Source organism: Cypionkella sp., assembly GCF_036782355.1.
Lineage (GTDB): Bacteria > Pseudomonadota > Alphaproteobacteria > Rhodobacterales > Rhodobacteraceae > Cypionkella.
On record NZ_DAIPZF010000004.1, the window covers coordinates 38,613 to 57,432 of the forward strand.

The 18,820-nt window shown below is 61.0% G+C and carries 15 protein-coding genes and 1 tRNA gene; 6 read left to right on the forward strand and 10 right to left on the reverse strand.

Annotation, left to right across the window (positions count from 1 at the left end; translation table 11 throughout):
• Positions 1 to 92: 92 nt before the first annotated feature.
• The gene (gene dnaE / locus V7Q10_RS02600; protein WP_333867482.1) at positions 93 to 3,521 is read right to left on the reverse strand and encodes a DNA polymerase III subunit alpha; all 3,429 of its coding nucleotides are present in this window, start codon (positions 3,519 to 3,521) and stop codon (positions 93 to 95) included.
• On the reverse strand, positions 3,518 to 3,694 hold the full coding sequence (locus tag V7Q10_RS02605) for a hypothetical protein (RefSeq protein ID WP_333867483.1): 177 nt from the start codon (positions 3,692 to 3,694) through the stop codon (positions 3,518 to 3,520). The genes dnaE and V7Q10_RS02605 overlap by 4 nt, the downstream gene beginning before the upstream one ends.
• Between V7Q10_RS02605 and xdhA the strand changes: the two genes are divergently transcribed.
• The 6 genes from xdhA to V7Q10_RS02635 all read left to right on the forward strand — a co-directional run bounded on the left by xdhA (position 3,693) and on the right by V7Q10_RS02635 (position 12,503).
• A complete protein-coding gene (gene xdhA, locus V7Q10_RS02610) occupies positions 3,693 to 5,108 on the forward strand; it encodes a xanthine dehydrogenase small subunit (protein ID WP_333867484.1) in 1,416 nt (471 codons plus the stop codon). The two genes, V7Q10_RS02605 and xdhA, sit on opposite strands and share 2 nt — an antisense overlap.
• Entirely contained in the window at positions 5,105 to 7,432 is a 2,328-nt protein-coding gene (xdhB, locus tag V7Q10_RS02615) for a xanthine dehydrogenase molybdopterin binding subunit (protein WP_333867485.1), read from the forward strand. The genes xdhA and xdhB overlap by 4 nt, the downstream gene beginning before the upstream one ends.
• The gene (xdhC, locus tag V7Q10_RS02620) at positions 7,425 to 8,351 is read left to right on the forward strand and encodes a xanthine dehydrogenase accessory protein XdhC (RefSeq protein ID WP_333867486.1); all 927 of its coding nucleotides are present in this window, start codon (positions 7,425 to 7,427) and stop codon (positions 8,349 to 8,351) included. The genes xdhB and xdhC overlap by 8 nt, the downstream gene beginning before the upstream one ends.
• A complete protein-coding gene (locus tag V7Q10_RS02625; RefSeq protein WP_333867487.1) occupies positions 8,339 to 9,625 on the forward strand; it encodes an amidohydrolase family protein in 1,287 nt (428 codons plus the stop codon). Before xdhC ends, V7Q10_RS02625 begins: the two co-directional genes overlap by 13 nt.
• Positions 9,626 to 10,070: 445 nt before the next feature.
• Positions 10,071 to 11,849 carry an ABC transporter ATP-binding protein gene (locus V7Q10_RS02630; protein WP_333867488.1) on the forward strand — a complete coding sequence of 593 codons (1,779 nt, stop codon included), beginning with the start codon at positions 10,071 to 10,073 and terminating at the stop codon, positions 11,847 to 11,849.
• Between the two features lie 312 nt (positions 11,850 to 12,161).
• Positions 12,162 to 12,503, forward strand: a complete 342-nt coding sequence (locus V7Q10_RS02635; RefSeq protein WP_333867489.1) for an Hpt domain-containing protein — start codon at positions 12,162 to 12,164, stop codon at positions 12,501 to 12,503.
• Here the strand turns inward: V7Q10_RS02635 and tdh are convergent.
• The 8 genes from tdh to pdxH form a co-directional block, all read right to left on the reverse strand.
• Positions 12,500 to 13,525 (reverse strand): L-threonine 3-dehydrogenase, encoded by a 1,026-nt coding sequence (gene tdh / locus V7Q10_RS02640; protein WP_333867490.1) that lies wholly within the window; start codon positions 13,523 to 13,525, stop codon positions 12,500 to 12,502. The two genes, V7Q10_RS02635 and tdh, sit on opposite strands and share 4 nt — an antisense overlap.
• The gene (locus tag V7Q10_RS02645) at positions 13,522 to 14,715 is read right to left on the reverse strand and encodes a glycine C-acetyltransferase (RefSeq protein ID WP_333867491.1); all 1,194 of its coding nucleotides are present in this window, start codon (positions 14,713 to 14,715) and stop codon (positions 13,522 to 13,524) included. The genes tdh and V7Q10_RS02645 overlap by 4 nt, the downstream gene beginning before the upstream one ends.
• Positions 14,716 to 14,851: 136 nt before the next feature.
• Positions 14,852 to 15,412, reverse strand: coding sequence for a helix-turn-helix domain-containing protein (locus V7Q10_RS02650; protein WP_333867492.1), 561 nt, complete (start codon positions 15,410 to 15,412; stop codon positions 14,852 to 14,854).
• 42 nt (positions 15,413 to 15,454) lie between these two features.
• Positions 15,455 to 16,867, reverse strand: a complete 1,413-nt coding sequence (locus tag V7Q10_RS02655; RefSeq protein ID WP_333867545.1) for a protein adenylyltransferase SelO — start codon at positions 16,865 to 16,867, stop codon at positions 15,455 to 15,457.
• Positions 16,868 to 16,938: 71 nt separating this feature from the next.
• A tRNA-Pro gene (locus tag V7Q10_RS02660) sits at positions 16,939 to 17,015 on the reverse strand.
• A gap of 42 nt (positions 17,016 to 17,057) precedes the next feature.
• The gene (locus V7Q10_RS02665; RefSeq protein WP_333867493.1) at positions 17,058 to 17,540 is read right to left on the reverse strand and encodes a DUF192 domain-containing protein; all 483 of its coding nucleotides are present in this window, start codon (positions 17,538 to 17,540) and stop codon (positions 17,058 to 17,060) included.
• Positions 17,516 to 18,043 carry a cold-shock protein gene (locus V7Q10_RS02670; RefSeq protein ID WP_333867494.1) on the reverse strand — a complete coding sequence of 176 codons (528 nt, stop codon included), beginning with the start codon at positions 18,041 to 18,043 and terminating at the stop codon, positions 17,516 to 17,518. Before V7Q10_RS02670 ends, V7Q10_RS02665 begins: the two co-directional genes overlap by 25 nt.
• Positions 18,044 to 18,162: 119 nt before the next feature.
• Positions 18,163 to 18,765: a pyridoxamine 5'-phosphate oxidase gene (gene pdxH / locus V7Q10_RS02675; protein ID WP_333867495.1), complete on the reverse strand. Its 603-nt coding sequence runs from the start codon at positions 18,763 to 18,765 to the stop codon at positions 18,163 to 18,165.
• Positions 18,766 to 18,820: the final 55 nt, after the last annotated feature.

An 18,820-nucleotide genomic window follows, 5' to 3' on the forward strand; every position in this document is an offset into this window, starting at 1 on the left:
AGGCAGAGGCAGGGGGCGCTCGCGCCCCCTCGCGCTGGCGCGCTCACCCCCTGAGGATATTTGCGCCAAGATGAAAGCGGTTTGGGGTGGGGTTAGACTTCTTCGACCATGACGACGCCTTGCATGGCTTTGAGAGCGCCTTTGATCTGGGCGGTGACGGGATAGGGGGTTGGCAGGGCAAGGTCGATCTCGCGGCCCTGATCGTCGGCGATGCACAGGGTGATTTGCGCGCGGTTGCGGCCTTGAACTGTGGCGAGCAGGCTTGCGATTGAGGTGGCGGCAGAGGCTTGGTTGAGGTGGATGCGCAGGGCCTGCGCACCTGCGGCATCGGCGACCTGGTCGATGGGTTGCACGGCATTGGCCAGCAGTTTCAGCGTATCGCCTTCGAGTTCGGCCTTGACGGTGAGCACGACATTCTTGCCCGGTTCCAGCAGATCGCGGGCGGCCTCAAGGGTGTCTGAGAACACCGTCACCTCGTAAAGCCCTGTTGGATCAGAGAGTTGCACGAAGGCAAAGCGGTTGCCCTTGGCCGATTTGCGTTCTTGTTTTGACGAGACGGCGCCGGCCAGTTTCGCAATCAGCGGGCCGCGTTCGGCCAGTTGGGTAAGTTCGGTCAGGGTTTTGACATCGCGGCGTTTCAGCGGGCCCATATAGTCGTCGAGCGGGTGGCCCGAGAGGTAAAAGCCGATGGCCAGATGTTCTTGGGTCAGCCGTTCGACGGGCTGCCAATCGTCGCGGAACGGCAGGCGGGGTTCGGGGATATCAGCGCCAGCCTCGCCAAAGAGGCTGACTTGGTTGGAGGATTTCGCCTCGTGGATGGCGGCGGAATAGGCAACCAGACTGTCGAGCGCCTCGAAGACCCGGGCGCGGTTGGGGTCGAGCTGATCGAAGGCACCGGCGCGCGCCAGCATTTCCAGCGGGCGTTTGCCGACGCGTTTCATATCAACGCGGCGGGCGAAATCGAACAGGGTGGCGAAGGCCTTGTCGCCGCGCGCCGAGACGATCAGCCCCATCGCCTCGACCCCGACGCCTTTGAGCGCGCCCAGCGCATAGACCACGGCGCCCTCGCGCACGGTAAAGCTGGCAAGGCTGGCATTGACGCAAGGTGCTATGGTCTTGATGCCAAGCTTGCCGATCTCGCGCTTATAGACCGCCAGTTTGTCGGTCAGATGCATATCGCAATTCATCACGCCGGCCATGAATTCGACCGGATAATTCGCCTTGAGATAGCCGGTTTGATAGCTGACCACGGCATAGGCGGCGGCGTGGGATTTGTTAAAGCCGTAGTTGGCGAATTTTTCCAGCAGATCGAAGACTTCGCCTGCCTTTTTCGCATCGACATTATGGGTGGCCTTGGCGCCTTCGACGAATTTCGGGCGTTCCTTGGCCATTTCCTCTGCGATCTTTTTGCCCATCGCGCGGCGCAAAAGATCGGCGCCGCCCAGGCTATAGCCCGCCATGACCTGGGCGATCTGCATCACCTGTTCTTGGTAAACGATAATGCCTTGGGTTTCGGCCAGGATATGGTCAATCGTCGGATGGATCGATTCCAGATCCTTCAGCCCGTTTTTCACCTCGCAATAGGTGGGGATATTCTCCATCGGGCCGGGACGATACAGGGCGACCAGCGCCACGATATCTTCGATACAGGTCGGCTTCATCCGCCGCAGCGCATCCATCATGCCGCTGGATTCCACCTGAAACACCGCCACGGTTTTTGCCGCCGCATAAAGCTCGTAGGTGGGTTTGTCGTCCAGCGGGATCAGGCTGATATCAAGATCAACGCCGCGCAGTTTCAACAGATCAATCGCGTTTTGAATGACCGTCAGCGTCTTCAGACCCAAAAAGTCGAACTTGACCAGACCGGCCTGTTCGACCCATTTCATATTGAACTGCGTCGCGGGCATATCCGAGCGCGGATCTTGATACAAAGGCACCAGCTCGTCCAGCGGGCGGTCGCCAATCACCACGCCCGCAGCATGGGTCGAGGCGTTGCGGTAAAGTCCTTCGATCTGCGCGCCATAGTCCAAAAGCCGGGCCACGACCTCTTCCTTGGCGGCCTCTCGCAGGCGCGGCTCATCGGCCAAGGCCTTGGTGATGCTGACAGGTTTCACACCTTCAACCGGAATCATCTTGGACAGACGATCGACCTGCCCATAAGACATTTGCAACACGCGGCCAACATCGCGCACCGCCGCCTTGGACAAAAGCGCGCCAAAGGTGATGATCTGGCCAACTTTGTCACGGCCGTATTTCTCTTGCACATAGCGGATCACCTCTTCGCGGCGGTCCATGCAAAAGTCGATGTCAAAGTCGGGCATCGATACCCGTTCGGGGTTCAAGAACCGCTCGAACAGCAGGGCATAGCGCAAGGGGTCAAGGTCGGTGATCGTCAGCGCATAGGCCACCAAACTGCCCGCCCCCGAGCCCCGCCCCGGCCCGACCGGAATGCCATGATCCTTGGCCCATTTGATAAAATCGGCCACGATCAGGAAATAGCCCGGAAAGCCCATCTTTTCGATGATCCCAAGCTCGAAATCCAGCCGCGCTTGGTAGTCTTCGGGTGTCACCGCATGCGGGATGATTTTAAGCCGGTTTTGCAGCCCCTCATTGGCCTGACGGCGTAGCTCGTTGACCTCGTCATCGGCAAATTTCGGCAAGATCGGCTTGCGCTTAAAGGCGGCAAAGGCGCAGCGCTGCGCGATTTCCACGGTGTTCTCAATCGCCTCGGGCAGATCGGCGAACAGCGTCACCATCTCGGCTTCGGTCTTGAAATAATGCTGCGGAGTCAAACGCCTGCGCGGTTGTTGTTGGTCAACATAGGCGCCTTCGGCAATGCAGATCAGCGCGTCATGGGCCTGATACATCTTGGGGTCAGGGAAATAGACGTCATTGGTGGCAACCAAAGGCAGACCCAGCGCATAGGCCTGCTCGACAAACCAGCGCTCGGTGCCTGCCTCGCCATCGGTCAGCCGGCCGCCCTCGCCGGGGTGGCGCTGCAATTCGACGTAAAGCCGGTCGCCGTAACAGGCGGCCAACCGCTCTAACAGCGCCTGCGCCTTTGGCACCTGCCCGCCTTGGATCAGCCGCCCCAAAGGCCCCTCGGCCCCGCCGGTCAAACAGATAAGACCGCCCGCATATTGCTCTAACTCAGCCAGCGTCACCTGCGGCAAAGCCCCGCCCTTGTCGATGTAAAGACAAGAGTTCAGCTTCATCAGGTTCATATAGCCCGCCTCGCTCTGCGCCAGCAGCACGATGGGCGCAGGCGCGCGCGGCTTCTCGCCGGGGGCAGGCGGATCATAGGCAACCGAGACCTGACAGCCGACAATCGGCTGCACGCCCGCGTCTTTGGCATAGACCGAAAACTCCAGGGCCGCGAACATGTTGTTGGTGTCGGTCACCGCCACCGCAGGCATCGCATGCTTGCCACAAAGCTTGATCAGCGCCTTTACAGGCACGGCCCCCTCCAACAAGGAATGCTCGGTATGGGTGCGCAAATGGATGAATCGGGTCTGGGTCATCCCGCCAACCTATCGAAGCCGCGCGGCAGGGGAAAGGCCTTGCCAAAGCCCCAGACCTCGGCTTTGATACCTTGCAAGGGCAGATCTGCCCGAAAGGCCGCGCGACCCGCTTTACGCCGCATCGGGCGGGCGCGCAAAAGGCCACCCGAAAAGACCGCGGCAGGATATACCATGACCGAAGTCGCGTTTCTCCTGAATGGAACGCCGCTCCGCCTTGAGGGTCAGCCCCCAACGCGGACGCTTCTTGATTTCCTGCGCGAAACCAAGGCTCTCAACGGCACCAAAGAGGGCTGCAATGAAGGCGATTGCGGTGCCTGCACCGTCATGGTCACCGACGAAAACGGCCCCCGCGCGCTCAACGCCTGCATCTTGTTCCTGCCACAACTGCAGGGCAAAGCCGTGCGCACCGTCGAAGGCCTCGCCGCCCCCGACGGCACCCCGCATCCGGTGCAATCGGCCATGGTCGACCACCACGGCAGCCAATGCGGCTTTTGCACCCCCGGCTTCATCGTCTCAATGGCCGTGGCCCATGCCACAGGGCGCACAGATCACGACACCGTGCTTGCAGGCAACCTCTGCCGCTGCACCGGCTACGCCCCGATCATCCGCGCCGCCCAAGCCGCCGAAACCAGCCCAATCCCCGCCCAAATGACCCAAGACGCTTTCATCTTGGCACAAATATCCTCGGAGGGGTCCGGGGAGGCAGACAGCCTCCCCGCGCCACAGGTCGCGGGCGCCTATTGCCCCGATAACAGCGATGACTTCGCCACTTGGTATCTGCAAAACCCCGATGCCACCCTGATTGCCGGCGCCACCGATGTCGGGCTCTGGGTCACCAAAGGCCTGCGCGATCTGCCAAAGCCGGTGTTTCTGGGCCAGATGCGCGATCTGCAACAGATCGAACGCGGCGGCGGCCAAATCCACATCGGCGCGGGCGTCACCATCGCGACCTTGCGCAGCACCTTACAACACAGCCACCCCAGCTTTGCCGAATTGCTGCGCCGCTATGCCAGCGAACAGGTGCGCAATGCTGCCACCATTGGCGGCAATATCGCCAATGGCTCGCCGATTGGCGACGCGCCGCCCGCGCTGATCGCGATGGGTGCGACCTTGCATCTGCGCTGCGGCGACGATCTGCGCAGCCTGCCACTCGAGGATTTCTTCCTCGCCTACCGCAAACAAGACCGCAAAGCTTCGGAATTCGTCGCAGGGATTTCGATCCCAGAGGCCGCGCCTGCGCTGCGCTGCTACAAACTCAGCAAACGCTTTGACCAAGATATCTCGGCGGTGCTGGGGGCGTTCAATCTGACCTGCGCCGACGGTCAGATCACCGCTGCCCGCGTGGCCTTTGGTGGCATGGCAGGCACGCCCAAACGCGCCAGCGGCTTTGAGGCCGCCCTGATCGGCCACAGCTGGAGCCTTGCGAGCATCTCTGCCGCCCTGCCCGCGCTTGCCGACGATTTCCAGCCGCTTTCAGACATGCGCGCCTCGGCCGGCTACCGGCTGCAAGCGGCGCAAAATCTGGCGCTGCGCTATTTCCACGACCTAAACGGCACCCCCGTTTCGGTTTTGGAGGTGGCACCATGAGCCTTGGCAAATCGCTTCCCCATGATTCCGCCCCCCTGCATGTGACAGGGGCTGCGCGCTATCTGGATGACATCCCCTTGCCCGCAGGGGCGCTGCATCTGGCTTTTGGTCTGTCAAGCTGCGCCCATGGCCGCATCACCGCGCTGGATCTGGCGGCCGTGCGCGCGGCCCCTGGTGTGGTTGCGGTGTTCAGCGCCGAAGACTGGCCCGATATGCCCGATTGCAGCCCGGCCTCGCAGGACGAACCGCTTTTGGCGGTGGAAACCGTGCATTACAGCGGCCAGCCGGTGTTTTTGGTGGTGGCCGAAACCCATCTGCAGGCCCGCCGCGCCGCGCGTCTGGGCAAGATCAGCTATGCCGAACTGCCCGCGCTTTTGACGATAGACCAAGCATTGGCGGCCAATTCCCGCTTTGAATCCGGCCCGGTGATCTGGGCCAAGGGCGACGCCGTCCGTGCGATCGAGGCAGCCCCCCATCAGATTGAGGGCAGCTTTGAGGTTGGCGGCCAAGAGCATTTTTATCTTGAAGGCCAGATTGCGGCGGCGATCCCGCTGGAAGACGGCATGCATGTGCTGTCTTCAACCCAGCATCCAACCGAAATTCAGCACAAGGTCGCGCATGCTTTGCATCTGAACATGGCCGATGTCCGCGTCGAGACCCGCCGCATGGGCGGCGGCTTTGGCGGCAAGGAAAGCCAAGGCAATGCGCTGGCCATCGCTTGCGCCATGGCGGCCAAGGCCACCGGACGGGCCTGCAAAATGCGCTATGACCGCGATGATGATATGATCATCACCGGCAAGCGCCACGATTTGCGCATAAGCTATCGCGCCGGGGTTGATGCCTCGGGTCGGATTTTGGGGGTTGCCTTCACCCATCTGATCCGCTGCGGCTGGGCGCAGGATCTAAGCCTTGCGGTGGCGGACCGTGCGATGCTGCATGCCGACAATTGCTATCATCTGCCCGATATCCGCATTGAAAGCCACCGGCTGAAAACCAATACCCAAAGCGCCACCGCCTATCGCGGTTTTGGCGGCCCGCAGGGGCTGATCGGGATTGAGCGGGTGATGGATCACGCGGCCTTTGTGCTGGGGATCGAACCCTTGGCACTGCGGCGACAGAATTTTTACCGCGAGAGGGAGGCGGCGTCTGAAGCCTCCGGCGGGGATATTTTGGCCAAGATGAAAGCCCAGACCACGCCCTATTTCATGGAGGTGGAGGATTTTATCGGCCATGATCTGACGGCAAAGCTGGAGGCCCTGTCGGGGTATCAGGCGCGGCGGCAGGCGGTGGCGGATTGGAATGCGGCAAGCCCGATTTTGAAGCGCGGTTTGGCCTTGGTGCCGGTGAAGTTTGGGATTTCCTTTACCCTCACTTGGCTGAACCAGGCCGGGGCTTTGGTGCATGTTTATCAAGACGGCTCGATCCATCTGAACCATGGCGGCACCGAGATGGGTCAGGGTTTGAACCAAAAGATCGCGCAGGTGGCGGCTTCGGTTTTTGGGGTGGGAATGGAGGCGGTGAAGATCACGGCCACAGATACCGGCAAAGTGCCCAATACCTCGGCCACGGCGGCCTCTTCTGGGTCGGATATGAACGGGATGGCGGCGCAGCAGGCTTGTGAGATCATTCGCGACCGCATGGCGGCGTTTCTGGCCGGCAAGCATGGGGTGGAGCCTGCGAGCGTGCGCTTTGCGGATGGCGAGGTGCGGGTGGCGGGTGAGGTCTTTGGCTTTGCGCAAGTAGCGGCTTGGGCCTATCAGGCGCGGATTTCGCTGTCATCGACCGGGTTTTACGCCACGCCCAAGATCACTTGGGACCGTTTGCGCGGGCGGGGGCGGCCGTTTTTGTATTTCGCCTATGGTGCGGCGGTGGCCGAGGTGGTGATCGACACGCTGACCGGCGAGAACCGGATTTTGCGGGCGGATATTTTGCATGACACCGGCAGTTCGATGAACCCTGCGCTGGATATTGGCCAGATCGAGGGGGCTTTCGTGCAGGGGGCGGGCTGGCTGACCACTGAGGAATTGGTCTGGGATGCCAAGGGCGGGCTTTTGACCCATGCGCCCAGCACCTATAAGATCCCCGCCTGTTCGGACCGGCCTGCGGTGTTCAATGTGAGCCTTTACGATCAGCCCAACCGCGAGGATACCGTCGGCAAATCAAAAGCCGTGGGCGAGCCGCCCTTTAACCTTGGCATCGCGGTGTTTTATGCGCTGTCGGATGCGATTGCCGCCTCTGGCGACGCCAGCCGCTATCCCGATCTGGATGCCCCCGCCACGCCCGAGCGCATTTTAGCCGCCGTGCAAAAGCAGCGCCATGTTTGATCTGGCGGCCCTGCGTGCGGCCACCGCGCGTGGCCCTGTGGCGCGGATTGTGATCGCAGGGTTTAAGGGCTCGTCGCCGCGCGAGCTTGGGGCTGCGATGCTGGTCTGGGCCGATGGGCAATCGGGCAGCATCGGCGGCGGCGCGCTGGAATGGCAGGCGATGCAGCGCGCGCGGGCGATGCTGGCCAAGGGAGGCGGGCGGCATTTTGAAACCACGGCGCTTGGGCCCAATATTGGCCAGTGCTGCGGCGGCGCGGTCTCGCTTTTGACCGAAGTTTACAGCGCAGACAGCCTGCCACAGGGCCCACTTGTCGCCCGCGCTCTGGCGGGCGCGCCGATGCCGCTTGGCGTCAAGCGCTTGCTGGCAAGGGCCCGCAACAGCGGCAGCCTGCCCGCCACACAGGTGCTGCAAGGCTGGCTGATCGAGCCGATCAGCACACCACAGCGCCAGATCTGGATCTGGGGGGCCGGCCATGTTGGCCGCGCACTGGCCGAGGTTTTGTCCCCGCTGCCGCAGCTTGCGCTGACATGGGTTGATGTTGCGGCCGAGCGCTTTCCGGATGCGCCGCCGCCAAGCCGCATCCTGCCCGTACCCGCGCCTGAATGCGCGGTGACGCTTGCGCCGCAAACGGCCGAGCATCTGATCGTCACCTATTCGCACGCGCTGGATCTAGAGCTTTGCCACCGCCTGCTGCATCACGGCTTTGGCTTTTGCGGCCTGATCGGATCGGCAAGCAAAGCCGCGCGCTTTCGCAGCCGCTTGGCAGCGCTTGGCCACAGCCCGCAGGCGGTATCCCGCATCCTCTGCCCCATAGGCGACCCCGCCTTGGGCAAAGCCCCCCAAGCCATCGCCATCGGCGTTGCAGCACAAATGCTGCGCAGCAATTTTCTCAGCCAGAGGTGCCAATGTTCGATCTAATCCTGCGCAACGCCAACCTGCCCGATGGTCGCCAAGGCCAAGATATCGCAGTGAAATCCGGCAAAATTGCTGCGGTCGCGCCAAAAATTGCTGCGCAGGCCGGGCAAGAGATCGACGCCGCAGGCTATCTTGTCACCCCGCCCTTTGTGGACCCGCATTTTCACATGGATGCGACGCTCTCGCTGGGCCTGCCACGGATGAACCGCTCGGGCACCCTGCTTGAAGGCATCGCGCTCTGGGGCGAGCTGCGCCCGACCCTAACCATCGACGCGCTGGTCGAGCGTGCGCTGCGCTATTGCGATCTGGCGGTCAGCCAAGGCCTGCTCGCGATCCGCACCCATGTCGACACATCAGATCCGCGCCTTGTCACCGTCGAAGCCATGCTCGAGGTCAAACGCCGCGTCGCGCCCTATCTCACGCTGCAACTCGTGGCCTTCCCGCAAGACGGCTATACCCGCGCCGAACACGGCGTGCAAAGCCTTGCCCGCGCGCTGGATATGGGCGTCGATATCGTCGGCGGCATCCCACATTTCGAACGCACGATGGAGGAAGGCACGGCTTCGGTGCGCGCGCTCTGCCGCCTTGCCGCCGAGCGCGGCCTGCCCGTCGACATGCATTGCGACGAAACCGATGATCCGCTGTCGCGCCATATCGAAACCTTGGCCGCCGAGACCATCCGCCACGGGCTGCAAACCCGCGTCGCAGGCTCGCATCTCACCTCGATGCATTCGATGGACAATTACTATGTCTCAAAGCTGATCCCACTGATCGCCGAGGCACAGATGCATGTGATCCCCAATCCGCTGATCAACATCATGCTGCAAGGCCGCCACGACAGCTATCCCAAACGCCGCGGCATGACGCGGGTGCGCGAGCTGATGGCGGCTGGCATCAATGTGGCTTTCGGCCATGATTGCGTAATGGACCCTTGGTATTCGATGGGCTCTGGCGATATGCTCGAGGTCGGCCATATGGCGATCCATGTCGCGCAAATGGCCGGTCTTGATGACAAAACTGCGATCTTCAACGCGCTGACCATCAACTCCGCGCGCGCCATGGGGCTTGAAAACTACGGGCTTGATGTCGGCTGCGCCGCCGATCTGGTGCTCTTGCAAGCCAGATCTCCCGCCGAGGCCCTGCGGCTCAAACCCGCGCGCCTTGCCGTGATCAAATCCGGCACAATCATCGCGCAAACCGCCCCCCGCATCAGCGCCCTGATGCTGGACAGCCGCCCCCAAACCGTAAACCCCGCCGATTATGCGCCCAAACTCTGACGCTTTCATCTTGGCATAAATATCCAGACTTATGCAGCAACCACGCTTAGAAATCTGAACCCTTATCACAGCGGACCAAGCCGTTGCAGAGATCATGCAGGGTTGCGATTGGGTGGCCGGCAGCCTTGACATGGCCAACGGCCCAAAGCGCTCGAGCAGCCGCGTTCCAAAGCCGCTTATAGACATGACTGAAGGTCTCAGCACAGGGATTTGGCGGTCTTGGCACAGCCTGCCGATTGACTGAGGCCCGAGTAGAGTTTTGGGGCGCCAAGGCATCGCCACGCCTCTGCGCCGACTTGGGCGGAAACCCCGCGTCTTGGCGCTGCGGCATGGCTGTCACATTGACAAACCCGCGCGTGGATGCGAAGACGCGGCTCTGTATTTGCGACCTTTGTCGCGCCACATCGGCGGCGATATTCGGTCGGGGTGGCGAAAAGGAAGTACTTTGATCCCTTCAAGATTGGCCAAGTGGAGCGCCGCTTTCGCCAAGCGCAGCCTGTTGTGGCGTTTGCTTTCAGAAAGCCTGCTGGAGAACGGCGGCCGCTACTTTGCCGCTATCACAGCGATGGTGCTGGTGGCGGTTTCGACGGCGCTCTCGGCTTGGATCATGGGCGAAATCGTGCAAGCGATGACGCATCCCGAGGACCGTTTGCGGGTGTTTTTGGTCGCGGGTGCTGTGGTGGCGATCTTCATGATCAAGGGCTTGTCGTCATTTGCACAAACCGTTCTGATGGCGCGTGCAGGCAATCGCATCGTGGCCGAGAAACAAAGCGAGCTGTTTCGCCGCCTGCTGAAGCAAAGCATCGGTTTTTTCAACAACACCGAATCCTCGATGGTCTTGATGCAGGTGACGCAGAGCGCGCAGATGGCGCGCGGTGTGATTGATATTATCGTTACCGGCTTTGTCCGCGATCTGCTGACGTTGTTCGGCCTGATCTTTGTGATGTTCTACCAGCAGCCGGTGCTGTCGCTGATTTGTTTGGTGATTGGGCCTGCTGCGCTGTTTGGGGTGCGGCTTATTCTGGTGCAAGTGCGCGCAATCATGGCGCAAGAGATGATGGGCATGGCCGAGATCATCCGCGTGGTGCAAGAAGCTTCGGTTGGGGCGCGGGTGATCAAGGCCTTTGCGCTGGATCGCGTGATGGCCGACCGCATGGATGTCGCCGTGCGTCAGGTCGAATCGCGCGCCAACAAGATGATCCGCCTGGAAAGCGCCACCTCGCCCTTGATGGACACGCTGACAGGGGTGGCCATCGGAGCGGTGGTGGTTCTGAGCAGCAGCAATCTGTTTGGCCAAGAGGCAGGCACGCCTGGCCAGCTGATGTCTTTTGTCACAGCCTTCATCATGGCCTATGAGCCTGCCAAGCGCTTGTCGCGGATGCGGGTTTCGATCGAAAGCGGCATGGTCGGGGTGCAGATGATGTACACCCTGCTGGACGCGCCGCAAACCATGGTCGAAGCCGATGATGCCGTCGCTATCCCCGAGGGCAAGGGCCATCTGCGGCTGGACAAGGTGTCGTTTTCATATACGGGTGCCACCTCAGTGGTGAATGAGATCACCATCGACTGTCCTGCTGGCAAGACCACAGCGCTGGTTGGCCCCTCGGGCGGCGGCAAATCCACCCTGTTGAACCTGATGCTGCGGCTTTATGACCCCAGCAGCGGCTCTGTCAGCATCGACGGGCTGGATCTTCAAAAGGCCAGCTTTGACTCGCTGCGCCGCACGGTCGCCTATGTCGGGCAAGACACCTTCTTGTTTTCGGCCAATGTCATCGAAAACCTGCGAGTGGCGCGCCAAGACGCAACCGACGCCGAGGTGATCGAAGCGGCAAAGGTCGCCCATGCCGATGAATTCATTTGCCAATTGCCCAATGGCTACCAAACCCAAATCGGCGAGAATGGCGCGTTTTTGTCCGGTGGTCAGCGTCAACGCCTTGCGATTGCCCGCGCCGTGCTGCGCCGCGCGCCGATCTTGTTGCTGGATGAGGCCACAAGCGCGCTGGACAGCCATTCGGAAACCTTGGTCCGCGATGCGCTCGAACGCGTGACGACAGGGGTGACGACCATCGTGGTCGCGCATCGGCTTTCGACTGTGCTGCGCGCCGACCAGATCTGCTACATCGAGGCCGGTCGTGTCGAGGAATCGGGCAGTCTGGATGCGCTTTTGGCCAAAGGCGGCAAGTTCCGCGCGCTTTACGATCAACAATTTCAAGAGCGCAGCTAGCAGCAATGCCGGCGCGCGGGGCCCATGACGCTGCGTCAAATATCTCAAAGCATAGCAAGGATATGCCGCTGCATGGCACGCGCAGCCGGCTTTTCTGCTAGGCTTGTCGCAGTCGGCAGAAGCCGATCTTTGCCCGCATGGGGTGGCAGCTTGCTGCGCCCCGCCTAAGCTGAAAGCTTGAAGGCATGCGTTGACCCCCCGCTTTTCTTGCCGCAGAAGTAGGCTTTACTGCGTCAGGGTCACACCTCCTTAAAAGAAAGACGCTAGGATGCCAGTTTCAAATCAAACGGTTTTTGCAAAGGTCCTTGGATAATGCAGATTGATCATAATCTTATCGCCGAGCTTGAAGACCTCTTGGGGGTCGACCGTCTGACGGTGCAATACCAACGCCTGCTTGCCGATCTTGACGAGGCGATTGCCCAGATCACCACGCTTCTGCCGCAGGGCCCCAGCGCCGAAATCGGGCAAAAGGCGCATAAGGTTGCAGGCGGGGCCGCGATCTTGGGGCTTGTCGATCTTGCGGCCAAGCTGCGCGCCTGCCAAGACGCTGTTCACGCCCAAGACGCGGGCAGTCTTGCGGCGCATGTCGCGGCCCTGACGCCGCTGCGCGCGGGCCTGACGGGTTTGCTGCGCCAGCGGCAGGCGGCAGCCTAGCTCCAGTCCAGCACCACCTTGCCCGAGGCTCCAGCCCGCATCACCTCGAACCCCTTCTGGTATTCGTCGACACCAAAGCGGTGCGTGATCACCCCGCGCAGATCCAAGCCGTTTTCCAGCATCGCGATCATCTTATACCAGGTCTCGAAAATCTCGCGGCCGTAAACACCTTTGATGGTCAGCGCCTTAAAGACGATCCGGCTCCAATCCACCGCCGATTTGCCCGGGCCGATCCCCAGCATGGCAATGCGCCCGCCCATAACCAGCGCCTCGACCATCTGATCAAGTGCTGCCTGATTGCCTGACATCTCTAGGCCCACATCAAAGCCCTGCACAATCTTCAGCCGCGCCATCACATCGCGCAGATCCTCTTGTGCCACATTCACCGCCGTCACATCCGCGACCTTGACCGCCAAGGCCAGCCGCGCGGGGTTGATATCGGTGATCACCACATGGCGCGCGCCGACATGCCGCGCCACCGCAGCCGCCATGATCCCGATCGGCCCAGCGCCCGTGATCAGCACATCCTCGCCCACCAGATCAAACGACAGCGCCGTATGCACCGCATTGCCCAACGGGTCCAAAATCGCGCCAATATCGTCATCGATGCTGTCGGGCAAAGCCACGACGTTAAAGGCCGGCAGGCGCAGATATTCGGCAAAAGCGCCGGGCTCATTGACACCAATACCGCGAGTGGCAGGGTCCAAATGAAACTTGCCCGCCCGCGATTGCCGACTTTGCTTGCCAATCAAATGCCCCTCGCCCGAACAGCGCTGCCCAATGGCAAGCCCGGTCACCTGCGCGCCGATCTCGACAATCTCGCCGGCAAACTCATGGCCGGTGATAAGCCCCAGTGGCACCGTGCGCGCCGCCCATTCATCCCAATTCCAGATGTGAATATCGGTGCCACAGATGCCGGTTTTCTTGATGCGGATCAGCACATCCTCGGCGCCGATCTCGGGAATGCTGCGCTCTTGCATCCATAAGCCTTGTTGGGGCCGCGCCTTGACCAAGGCTTTCATGCCAAAACCCCCAGTTCTTTGCCTGCCGCCGCAAAGGCTGCCAAGGCAAAATCCAGATCGGCACGGCTCAAACCCGCACTCATCTGCGTTCTGATCCGCGCCGCGCCCCGCGGCACCACCGGAAAGAAAAAGGCCGAGACCATAATCCCGCGCCGGTCCAGCGCCTGCGCAAACGCTTGCGCCAAAACGGCATCGCCAATCATAATCGGCACAATCGGATGGCTGCCCGGCAGCAGATCAAACCCCAAAGCCGTCAGCCCCGCCCGCCAATAGGCGGCATTCTCCGCCAGCTTGGCGCGCAGATCATCAGCGCCCTCCACAATATCGAAAGCCGCCAGCGCCGCCCCCACCACCGCAGGCGGCAGCGCATTGGAAAACAGATAGGGCCGCGCGCGCTGGCGCAAAAGATCAATTACCGGCTGCGGCCCAGCGATATAGCCGCCCAAGGCCCCACCCAGCGCTTTGCCAAAGGTGCCGGTCAAAATATCCACCCGCACGCCCGCCGCCGCCGCAGTACCCCGCCCCTGCGGCCCGACAAACCCCGTCGCATGACAATCATCCACCAATGTCACCGCGCCATAGCGCCCGGCCAGCTGGGTGATCCCCGCCAGATCGGCCGCTGTGCCATCCATCGAGAACACGCCATCCGTCGCAATCAAGATAAACCGCGCCCCCGCCTGCCGCGCCGCCTGCAATTGCGCCTCCAGATCGGCCATATTGTTATTGGCAAAGCGGTAGCGTGCCGCCTTGCACAAACGCACCCCGTCAATGATCGACGCATGGTTCAGACTATCGGACACAACCGCATCGGCTTCGGTCAACAAGGCCTCGAACACGCCGCCATTGGCGTCAAAGCACGCCGCAAACAGAATCGCATCCTGCATCCCCAAAAACCCGGCAATCCGCGCTTCCAAACTGCGGTGAATATCCTGCGTCCCGCAGATGAACCGTACCGAGGCCATGCCAAACCCATGGCTTTGCATCGCCGCCCCAGCCGCCGCGACCAGCCGCGGATCATTCGCAAGGCCAAGGTAATTATTGGCACAAAGGTTCAGCATCTCGCGCCCGCCAATCCGCAGCCGCGCGCCTTGCGCCCCTTCAATCAGCCGCTCGCGCTTTGTAAGCCCCTCGGCCTCAAGCGCCGCCAACCGCCCGCCCACATCAGCCAGAAATCCCGCAACATCTGTCATAGCAGAAAACCCTCCAGTTTAGCGGAGCCTACGCCTGCCTGAAAAATGTCAATATAGCGGAATAAATTCCAATATTACGGATTTCATCTTGGTAAAAATATCCTGGGGGCGCGGGGGCCAGCCCCCGCCCTACGCCTCAGCTGTCCTGAACAATCAGCAAAGCCCGCGCAGCGCCGCCCTCGGCGGCAATCAAATGGCTACGATCGGCGCGGTAGCGCGCGGTATCGCCCACCGCCAAGACCTGCGTCTCCTCGCCCGAGACCACCCTTACCTGCCCCTCGATCACCGTCAGATGCTCGCGACAGCCAGCGGTATGGGGCTCACTGTCCAAGACCCCTTCGGCAGCAAAGCGCAGATCATAAACCTCGTAATCGCCCACCGCCTCGGCCGGCGATAAGATCCGAATGCTTACGCCCTTGCCACGCCCGCCAATCACCGGGGCAGCCCCTGCGCGCACCACCTCAATGCCGACATCGCCGCGCCCTTCCAAAAGCCCTGCGAAATCCACCTGCAAGGCCTGTGTCAGGTTCCAAAGTGTCGCCACCGTCGGCGAACTTTCCGCCCGCTCAATCTGGCTGACCATCGAGCGACTAACCCCCGAAAGTTTGGCCACAGCATCAAGACTCAGCCCGCGGGCTTTACGGGCCTCGCGCAGTGAAGCGGCGAGTCGGTCATGGATTTCGGAACGTGCATTCATTGCAGCAGTAAAGCCGCTCTGACCGGTCGCCGTCAATCTTAATCAAGTGCCGCAATAGGTTACATAGTCAGCAGCGCCCTTGGGGCTGGGCAGAACAAATCCCTCCCGCCCCGCCTCGGGCCCAAAGGGGTTGCGCACGGCGGCCAAAAGCGCGTTGAAATCGCTCAAATCACCCGCCTCTGCCGCCTGTAAGGCCGCCTCGACCAGATGATTGCGCGCAATCACCGCCGGATTGACCGCAAGCAGTGCCTCTGCCGCATCCGCGCGCAGCCGCGCGCGCCAACGCGGCAGCCAAGCCGTGATAGCAGCCCTATTATCAAACAGCGCCAGATACCCCGCCTCATCCGTCACAGCCGCCGCCAAACGCCGATGCGCCAGCGTCCAGTCCACGCCCTCGATTGCAGTCAGAAAATCGTCGATCAAACTGCCATCGCCCGCGGCCTCGCCCGCAAGGCCCAGCTTTTCGCGCATCACCGCCAGAAACGCGACGCGGTAAGTGCCTGCAATGCCCTCAAGCGCGGCATTCGCCAGATCCAGCGCGCGTTCGGGGTCGGCATCAATAAAGGGCAGCAGCGTTTCCAGCAGCCGCGCCAGATTCCATCCCAGAATCAGCGGCTGATTGGCATAGGCATAGCGCCCCTGCCGATCAATCGAGGAAAACACTGTGCCCGGCGCATAGGCCTCCATAAAGGCGCAGGGGCCGTAATCTATCGTCTCGCCCGAAAGCGCCATATTGTCGGTGTTCATCACCCCATGCACAAAGCCAACACCCATCCACTGCGCGATCAGCCGCGCTTGCGCTTGGGCTACGGCGGCGAAAAACGCCAAAGGATCTTCGGCCTGCGGATAATGCCGCGCCATTGTATAGTGCATCAAAGCCCGCAGCTTTTCGACCTCGCCGCGCGCCGAGAAGAACTGAAAGCTGCCAACGCGGATATGGCTTGCCGCAACCCGCGCCAGCACCGCCCCTGTCACCAGCCCCTGATCGCGCAAAATCCGCTCGCCCGTCGTCACCACCGCCAAACTGCGGGTGGTGGGAATGCGCAAAGCCGCCATCGCTTCCGAAATCAGATATTCGCGCAGCATCGGCCCCAAAGCCGCCTTGCCATCGCCACCGCGCGAAAACGGCGTGCGGCCCGAGCCTTTCAATTGCAGATCCCAGCGCCGCGCATCAGGCCCCAGAAATTCGCCCAAAAGATGCGCGCGCCCATCCCCCAACTGCGGCGAAAACCCGCCAAACTGATGCCCCGCATAGGCCAAAGCCGCAGGATCCGCGCCCTCGGGCAGGCGTGCCCCCGAAAACCACCCCGCCGCATCGCTGACCGAAAGCCCCAGCTCTGCTGCCAAATCCGCGTTCAGCACCAAGACTTTAGGATCAGGCGCCACATCCGGCGCCAGCCGAAGATAGCTGCCCGGAAGTTCGCGCAGATAGCTGTTGTCAAACGTGATCATAATGCTGCCCCCATAACGCAAATATGACCCGCCCCCCGGAGGGTGCAAGGTCATCATCACGATTTTTGAGATTTTGGTCGGGGCGGAGGGATTCGAACTCTCGACCTACTGCTCCCAAAGCAGCCGCGCTACCAGACTGCGCTACGCCCCGACTGCGGCTCTGATACTGCGTCATTTCGGAAATGAAAAGGGGCTACTCGACAGAACATGACCAAATTGCAGAAGTTTTTTCAATTTGATCTGACCGCATCTGTGCGCCTGCCGAAATTCCCAGCCGTTTCGCCAATCCAGCATTGATTTCCAACACAAATTTAACATCCCGACCACCATCAATCGGCGTCTCGTCTTCGACGATTGCATCCGAATGCACATGCGTGACCAGCCCCGAGGCATCAGCAAAGATCATATCAAGGGGAATCAGGGTGTTTTTCATCCAGAACACCGCATGTGTCGGATCGGGATAAACGAACAACATTCCGGATGAACTGGGCATGTGCTTGCGCAGCATCAAACCCTTAGAGCGTGTGGCCGCCGTGTCGGCGACCTCTACACTAAAGCGCTGCACACCACTTGGGCCGCGCAGCTCGACCGTATCAGGGGCGCAAGCCGCTTGGCCCGCCCCCGCACTTATCATCATCAGCCAAATCGCAGCTATTTGCGAACGGACGTTTCCCATGATACCACCTGCACCGCCATGCGGCCCCGCTTGCCCTCGACAATGCGCAGGCAAATCGCTTCGCCCGCATCGAGGTCGGCAAATCCAGAATGCCGCAGCACCTCAACATGCACGAAAACGTCTTCAGGTCGACCAAAAACATTGGCAAAGCCAAAGCCCTTGCCCTTGTCAAACCATTTGACGCGGGCAGGTTCCAGCGCCAAAGCGGCAATCTCTTCGGGTGTCGCAAGCTGGTCTTCCTCGCCAAGCGGCAGCACGCTGCCTTCTGGCGGGTCAATCCGCAGCACTTCTACCGCCTGCACACCGCGTTCTGTGTGTTGCACCTTAACCAAAATGCCCGCGCCATCGGCAACCGAGCCCTGTCCAAAATTGCGCAACACATTTGCGTGTAAAAGGATATCGCCAGAGTGTTCCTCCGAAACGATAAAGCCAAAACCCTTTGCAGGATCAAACCATTTTACACGGCCCTGCAATGTTTGCAGTTCCATTTCCCCATCAGTCATCAAAGGACCATTTCCCCAGATTAAGCCCCTAACAGCCATAGTCATGCAGGCAAATGGTTAATGGATGCAACCCCAAACGGCGCGCCAATTTTGGCGTGTTATTTCACGCTTCGTGAAAATCAGGGATTTAGCCTTTTAATATTCCATTCATTTTCAATAGCTTGCCGAGACCAGCGAAATCTATCGTGTAAGCGGTATGCTCCATCGGCCCAGAACTCTACCTCTAAAGGAGTAACGCGGTATCCGCCCCAGAATGGCGGCCGCGGTGGGTTCGTGCCAAATTTCACCCCAAGCGCCGCGACATCGGCCATCAATTTCCCCCGCGAGGCCAAAGGCCGCGATTGTTCCGACGCCCAAGCCCCCAAACGCGAGGTCAAACTGCGCGACTGATAGTAGAGATCGGCCGCCTCGCCGTCTTCGCGCGTCACCAATCCGCGCACCCTGATCTGCCGCCGCAGGCTTTTCCAATGCAGCACAAAAGCCGCCTTGCCGCTTGCGTCCAGCTCCTGCCCTTTGGCAGAGCCATAATTGGTGTAAAATACAAAAGCCGCAGGTTCGATGTCTTTTAACAGCACCATGCGCACATTCGGCAAGCCATCGGCATCCACCGAAGCCAGCGCAATCGCATTGGGGTCGTTGACCTCGCTGACTTCCGCCTCGCCCAGCCAGCGCCGCGCAATCTCAAAGGGGTTATCGCCCGCAAAAATGCCCGTTCTGTCCATCGTTCCCTCTTCTGCGCCCACGGCGCGCCTTGATGCAGACAAATCTTTCGCCTAC